The following is a 7,219-nucleotide window of genomic DNA, read 5'->3' on the forward strand; positions in this document are numbered from 1 at the left end:
TCAGGAGTAGCGAGGGAACCGATGCGCGTTGGGGGCCCGGCACGGGAAAGACGGGCAGCGCGCATTTTTTGATGGTCTACAATGTGATGGGGAACAGTGCGGCACCGGGCAGACATAGTCGGAGCAGTTGATTTCGGTTCGCGCGAGATCCGCGTGCTGATAGGACGCCAGGAATCGGACGGCGCGGTGCGGATCATCGGGCACGGGACGGCGCCGGGTCACGGCTGCGTTTCACAGGGCGTCATCCAGGATCGCAACGCGGCGCAGGTGGCGCTCAAGAAGGCCTTGGCCGGCGCCGAAAAGGAAGCCCGGGCCAAGGTGCGGTCGCTGTTCTGCGGCATCAACGGCAAGAACGTCGAGACCTTCATCCGCGAGGGCAACGTCAAGGTCGAGGGAGAACTCGTCGAACGGGTCCACATGGCCGAGGCTCGGGACATCGCCTCGCGCGATATTCTGGCGCCCGGCAAACGCATTGCCTCATCTATCTCCGCGCAGGAATGGTACGTCGACGACCTGCGGGTGCTGGACCCCATCGGGATCTGCGGGCAAGTGCTCAAGACGCGGGTGCATTTCGCGCGGCTGCCCGCGGCGATCGAAGACAACCTCGTGGCCTGCATCGAATCGCAGGGCCGGGAACTAGAAGACATGATCTTCCTGCCTCTGGCGGCTTCCCTGGGCACCTTGACCCCGGAGGATATGGAACTCGGGGTCGCGGTGATCGATTTCGGGCGCAGCACTACGGGGCTTGCCGTATTCCGCGATTTCCGCATCCTAGGCAGCCACAGTTTTGAATGGGGCGGCTACCACATCACGCGCGACGTCGCGGCCGGTCTCCAGGTCACCTTCGAGGAAGCCGACGAGCTCATCCTTGAATACGGCATCTCCGACGAGTTCATCCGGCGCGAGTTCAACGAAGAGGAACAAGAGGAAGAACCCGAGCCCGAGCCGGAAGGCCCCGCGCCGCGCCACCGTGACCGCAAAGAACCGGCCCGGATCAAGTTGAAGACCGTCGTTTCGGGCGCACCCTCGATTGTCGAACAGAGCGAACTCGATATGATCATCTTCGAGCGGGCCAAGGAATTGCTGGTCAAGATCCGCCAGCACCTGAACGCGCGCGGTCTCGCCAAGAACCTGGTGCGCGGGATCGTGCTGACCGGCGGCGCCAGCGTCATCAAGAACTACGTCGCTCTGGCCGAAGCCCTGTTCCAGGTCCCCGTCCGCGTAGGCCAGCCCAACTCGGTTGAGATTCTGCCCCACGAGGTCAAGGCGCCCGAATTCGCCGCCAGCGTGGGCATTGTGCGCCACGCGTTCGAATACCGGACCGCCGTCCGTCACGGCCGGGTCGAAGCCCGCGGCGCCATGCGCTCAAGCGCGAAACGCCTGGCGGGGTTCCTGAGAAAGTACTTCTTTTAAGCCACGCGCCGGCTTCCTGCCTCGTCAAACGGCCTGAAGGACCCAAACCATCTTGGGGAATCCAACGTTGCGGATCTCCCCTTGTGCTCATGCTCATCCCGAGGGTTGAGCGATTGCCTCGGTGTCCAGTGAAAAGGCTGTACAGGGCTGGGCGGTTTTCACGACGATGCAGGTATGGTAATTGCCCGGCTCGGCCTCGCCCGTGTGTCCCTCGAGGGTGTTGTCAGGCATAGGGAGCAGTTCGAGCACGAGCGGCGCCGAGCCTTCGAAAGAAAGCGCCGCGCCCGGCCAGGAAACGGAAAAAGATGTCCCCTCGCCATCGATGACGGCGCGGTCTTTCGTTCCCAGATGCCACCGGAAGAGGATGATGTCCCGGGTTTCTCCCGCGAGCGCCACTTCATCGTTCACCACGAGGCGCTCCGCGTCCCAGGCAACGTGCCGGCGCCATATTTCGAGGCCTTCGTAACAGGCCGTGCCGTCAACCGTCACGTCGCCGCCGGAGTCGTCGAGGCGCTGTACCGTGATGGGCGCGACGCCCCCGTTCTTCTGCCATCCGGGAAGCTGGACCAGTTGACCCGCTTCGGCGTTGGATTCAGGGAAGACGGCGCCGAGTTGCAGCACGTTGTGGCCGGCGCCGGTCGTGTAATGGGTCATCATGAGCGGGTGGTGGTAGGCGGGCGTGCCCGCTTCGATAAGAACAGGTTTGCCGTGGGCGATGAAGTTGACGTGTCCGCGATCCTGGTGATCGTGCTGGTCCGTGGGATGTCCCCCGCGGACCCAGACGCCCGTGGCGCCGTCGTTCCAACTGCTGCGCCAGTTGACCCGGGTGGCGCGCTCGTAATAGGCGAAGAGCGGAGGTTGGACAGTCTCCGCGGAAGGCAGCGCCCGCGCGGCAAGTCCCGGCAGGTCATCCGACGGACCGCCCACCTGATACGTCAATGCCCACCGCGCTTCCGCGCTGCCGGTACATACGGCGAGCAGCGACAGCAGGGGCCGGATGCGGTCCGCGGCGCCGTAGGCGGGACCCGCGTCGAAACAGTTGATGAGCATGTCGCCCGGCTGCAGGTGGTGGATCAGCCAGGTGGGGAACCGCGAAAGAAAAGGATGCTCGAGCGCGCGCCGATCGCCGTGCACCGCCATGGCATGAGCGGCATGAAGCATTGAGGTTACAGTGAACGACGCGTACCCGACACCCTCTTCGAATTCGCCGTTCGCACCGTGGGCATCCAGCGCCTTCAACAGATTCCCGACGCCCAGTTCGTAGGCGTCGGGAAACCGGTCTTTGCCTACGGCAAGACACGCCGAAACCAGGCCCTCGGTAGGCAGTACCCACTGGTTCGTGATGGGATTATCGCCGCGCACGAACCACGGCCGTTTCGTCTGCCAATCGTCGGTCACGCCCGCGATCTCGGCTTCGAGCAATGCGTAGAGCCGCGCACGCAACGCGCCGGGGACGGCGTGTTCAGGCATGAGCTCCAGGGTCAGGACGATCGCGCGAACGCCCTGGCCCGTGGCAAGCCAGTTCCCGTCTTTACCGTCCGCGGGCAGACGGTGCCCCGGCGTGTAGAGAGTCCAGCCCGGCCGTTGCAGGGGCACCCACGTGGCCATCTCCTCAAGTTGGGCCAGGACGCGGTCGCGGAAGACCGCCTCGCCGGTCAGGCGGTACGCGGCGGCGAGTTGGGGCAACTCCGAAGCGCAGGCGCCTGACGCGCCGTGGTCCGACATGGCGAGGGCGAATGTCTCGCGGATCTCGTCTTCGAGAGCGTTGCTGCGTCCGTCCAGCCACGTGCGGCCCTTGACGCCGACGTCTTCCAGGGCGTACACGCGCTGGACGATGGGTTTCGCGGCGGTCTCGCGCGCTTGCCTCACAAACGCGGCCCGCGCCTCCGCCATGGCGGGATCATCGCCCAAGGAGTCGAGCAGGGCGCCCCAGGATGCGATTGCTCCGTTGTCTCGCGCGGAAGCGGATTCGCTTTCCGCGGCCAATCCCGGCGCGGAAAGACCAGCAACCAGAACTACGGCCATCACTAATCGCATTGCCTTGGCCTCCATGGATGAAGTCTTCTCAGAGTTCGAGCAGCTCGGGAAAATGTTCGCGGCACCAGGCGCGCAACGTTTCTGCATCCTGTTCCACCGCGGCGCGGTAGGGCCCCTGGCTTCTCAACGGAATAGGAAGAAAACCCGTCGCGACACCGCACATGTGGTCGTAGGCCGTATCCGTAAACCCCAACGGCCCAAAGTGATCCGCGAGAAAGCGGTGCAACGCCTGCACTGGTTCGAGCGCCGCGTTGAGGTCGTCCCAGCGCTTTTCGCGGAGAAGATTCCACAGGCCGAGGGTGACACGCGGATTCCAGTAGACCATGGCGCTGCAGCAACCCCGCGCGCCGTACGGACCCAGCGTGCCCCATTTGGTTTCCTGCACGAATACGTTCACGAATGCGTTCATCGCCGCGCACCCCTCGGGCGTGCAGCCGGCCGTGCCCGCAGTGGCTTTGACCATCACGTAATTTGGCACGGCCTCTTGGATGGCGCGATGCAGGTCCACCGACAGGTTTTTCTTTGCGTGTACGGTATCGTAGATTGACAAAGGCAGCCCCTGCGCCGCGTCGGACACGGCTTTCATGAACGGGACCACCTCCGAATCAGGCACTTCCAGCCAGAACGGGAGCGCGACTTGGACCGCGTCCGCGCCGAGCTCTGCCGCATGGGCCGCGCGTTTCGTTGCGCCGCGGGTCGACGTGGCCGTGCACCCGATCATGGCGAGTCTCCGATGGGAATGGCATTCCTCGACCGTCGCGCGAGCCACGCGCCGGAAATCGTCAAACTCGAGGGCGTAAAACTCACCCGAGGTGCCGCCTGTATACACGCCCGGGACCCCCATTTCGCAGCAACGCGCCACCGCGCCGCGGTAGGACGCCTCGTCGAGCTCGCCGGAAACATCCCACGCCACTGGGAGCCCCGCCCAGGGGCCTTCGAAGGTCTTTCGTGTCAACATCACAATCCCTTGTGCCCTGGCGGCGATGTTAATTTCCGCGCCGGCGACACGGAGATAGTAGGGCCTTGCGTCTCTCCGCGCAAGCGAGTCAAGGGAAGCCCCGCGCGTGCCGCGTGGCGGATTGCGGGTGCACGTCCGATGTCCATCTGCGAGCCCGGAAACGCGCGCGCTATCAGATGTAATTCCCCGCGCCGGCCCAAGCCTTCTCGAGGTCCACATGAAGACCCCGGCAGACGCAGATCGGCTTGTTATTCTCGGACGGCATGCAATAGGGATGGGTGAACGTGGCAGCCAGCGTAACCTCGTCAAACAGGGCCATCAACTCTTGCTCATCGATTCCGACGGCGATCACCACGCCGCCAGAGTATTCCCCCGGCCCCCAGAGATGATAATTGTTGTGAGTGCTGATTGCGCGGGGCAGCCCGTAGTCTTTTCCAAACAGCTCGACCGCGCCCGCGTTGCCGTAATCACCCGCCAGGATTACGCACCCGGCCTTCTCTTCCTCCGGGAGACTGTCGTAGACACCAGCAATCAGAGCTACCAACTCTTCCCAACCGAACATGTCGGCGAAATGCTGAGGGAGTCCCCGAATCGTGACGTTTTCATGCTTGAGTCCGGCGTCTCCGCCAAGCAGGGCGTTATAGGCCACGGCTTGCCTCGGGGGAAGGATGGGCAACGCCAACGGCGCCGTCAGTGCCCCGCCTATCACCAGCGCGGCAGGATATGCAGCCTTCAGCCAGCCCCAGCCTCGATTCGCAACCATTTGTTCGAACGCGCAGGCGCCTCCGGCGAAAATGGCGCAGTGCGCCGGGGCCAGCCAGTAAAACTTGGCGTGCAGCGCGGTGAAGGTTACAGCAAGAAAGAGGAAGCCCCACCCGATAGCGCGATACCTGTTCCCTTCCCGGCCGCGGAAAAGAAACCAGATGCCTGCGACCCAGACGGGCGCCGATAGCGGGTGAATGGCCATGACCTGCATGTACACGGCCTCGGCCAGCGAGGCATCGTATGTTTTGCCCGAGGCATACGCGCTTGTGAGCTTGAGTGTGGGCCAGTCATGGGCAATCTGCCAAAGAAAATGCGGCAGGAATATGCCGAATGCAATGAGGCCGCCGAGCCACGGCCACGGCGTGAGCAGCCACCATTTTCGGTGCGGCGTCAGCAAGAGGCCGAACAAGACGCTCACCCCGAAGAACAAAAATGTCAGCTTGGTCATCAGACCTATGCCCGCCACCACGCCGAACACCAGCCAGAGCTTCAGTTGTCCCGTCCGGAGGATGCGCGCAAAGATGTACACGGCGAGAACCCACAGGAATTGTTCGAAAACGTTCACGCCAAAGAACTGGTGGTTTGCCAGCAGCACCGGAGCAACAAGTGCGCACAGGGCGGCTAAGCCCTGGGCAAACCGCTTCCCTCCGAACTCGCGCGCGATCAACCCCGTCACGAACACCAGACCCGCGCCGGCTGCGATGGGAAGCATCCGCACAGCCCACAGCGAATCGCCCAACGTGCCCTGCACGACCGCCCCAATCAAGCCTATCACGGGCGGAAAATCGACGTATCCCCAGTCCAGATGCCGCCCGCACGCCAGATAATACAATTCGTCCCGGAAATACCCGTATTGATTAATGAAGGCGAGATGCAGGGCGAATTTCGACAACGCAATGCACCCCAACAGGGCGTTGTCCGTCCGCCACCACGTTGTGGTCTCAGAACCGTTCATTCGCGCCACCCCTCCGCGCGCTATCTGTTTTTCACTGTTTTTCGGGCGGAAACCACATCATCATGGGATCGGGGCCGTTGCCGGTGTGGATAATCTTCTCGACCGTAAGGCTGTCGGTGTTGACCACATGGACCCCGTCCTCGTGTTCACAGCCCACGAATAGACGTTTGCCGTCGGGAGAAAGCTCGATGCCAATGGCAAAACTCCCCACGGGGACGCGTTTGATCTCCTTCCTGGCCGCGACATCGATAACGATCAATTCGCCCTTGTCGGTCCAGCTCGGAATGAACGCGCGCGTCCCGTCCTCGCTGAAATGGATGCGTACGGGCATGCCGGGGCACGCGAAGGTCTCGAGCGGCGTGTGCGTGGCCAGTTCGATGAGGGTCACGGAGCCACCGGTCTGGTTCAAGGCCCAGAGCTGCTTGCCGTCGGGTGTGAACGCCATGCCTTCGACGCCCTCGCCGCACGGAATCTGCGTAATCAGGCCGCCCGATGCGCGGTCAATGACCGACACGTTCTTCGAGACGATATTGGCGGTGTAAAGGCGTTTCCCGTCGGGCGACACGAGGACCATGTGCGAGATCTCGCCGTGGGTGGGAATGCCCCGGGTGACCTCGTGCGTGGCGGTATCCACCTCGACGACGAAACCGGTCTGGCCCGCCGTGAAGTAAGCGTGTTTGCCGTCAGGCGCCATGGCCGCGCCGTGAATGCGTGTATAGTCACCGGTCGGGATCTGTTTGATGTGTTTCCGCTGCGTCAGCTCGATCACCGAGATGGTGTTGCCCGGGGGCGCATAGTTGGAGAGGTACATAATGCGCTGGTCAGGCGTGATCACCATCTCGTGGGGGTTGGGCCCCGTCGGGATGGTCTGCAGGATTTCAAGCGTGGCCGGGTCGACAAAGCTGAGCGTGTTGTCGTGCTTGTTGGCGACGGCGAGGACCGGTCCGGCGGATGCGGACGCCGAGACCATCAGCGCGATTATCACGGCCGTGAATTGCAGCATGGCATAAGACTCCTCGTAAGACGGGGACAGTGAGCGTTCGGACAGTCATTATGCGGGCGCATGGCGAAAGGGTCAATGGCTGAGGCAA

Annotated in this window: 5 protein-coding genes; 1 reads left to right on the forward strand and 4 read right to left on the reverse strand. The window is 63.2% G+C overall.

Annotated features, from left to right (window positions below):
- Nucleotides 1-96 precede the first annotated feature (96 nt).
- Nucleotides 97-1,413: a cell division FtsA domain-containing protein gene (locus tag PLJ71_07975; protein HQM48612.1), complete on the forward strand. Its 1,317-nt coding sequence runs from the start codon at nucleotides 97-99 to the stop codon at nucleotides 1,411-1,413.
- Between the two features lie 93 nt (nucleotides 1,414-1,506).
- Here PLJ71_07975 and PLJ71_07980 read toward each other — a convergent pair whose 3' ends face one another.
- The 4 genes from PLJ71_07980 to PLJ71_07995 form a co-directional block, all read right to left on the reverse strand.
- Nucleotides 1,507-3,450 carry a heparinase II/III family protein gene (locus tag PLJ71_07980; protein ID HQM48613.1) on the reverse strand — a complete coding sequence of 648 codons (1,944 nt, stop codon included), beginning with the start codon at nucleotides 3,448-3,450 and terminating at the stop codon, nucleotides 1,507-1,509.
- A gap of 28 nt (nucleotides 3,451-3,478) precedes the next feature.
- Nucleotides 3,479-4,408 (reverse strand): dihydrodipicolinate synthase family protein, encoded by a 930-nt coding sequence (locus tag PLJ71_07985; GenBank protein ID HQM48614.1) that lies wholly within the window; start codon nucleotides 4,406-4,408, stop codon nucleotides 3,479-3,481.
- A gap of 172 nt (nucleotides 4,409-4,580) precedes the next feature.
- Entirely contained in the window at nucleotides 4,581-6,128 is a 1,548-nt protein-coding gene (locus PLJ71_07990; protein ID HQM48615.1) for a glycosyltransferase family 39 protein, read from the reverse strand.
- A gap of 31 nt (nucleotides 6,129-6,159) precedes the next feature.
- Nucleotides 6,160-7,131: a hypothetical protein gene (locus PLJ71_07995; GenBank protein ID HQM48616.1), complete on the reverse strand. Its 972-nt coding sequence runs from the start codon at nucleotides 7,129-7,131 to the stop codon at nucleotides 6,160-6,162.
- Nucleotides 7,132-7,219 lie beyond the last annotated feature (88 nt).

It is taken from the genome of Candidatus Hydrogenedentota bacterium (genome assembly GCA_035416745.1).
Taxonomy (GTDB): Bacteria; Hydrogenedentota; Hydrogenedentia; order Hydrogenedentales; family SLHB01; genus UBA2224.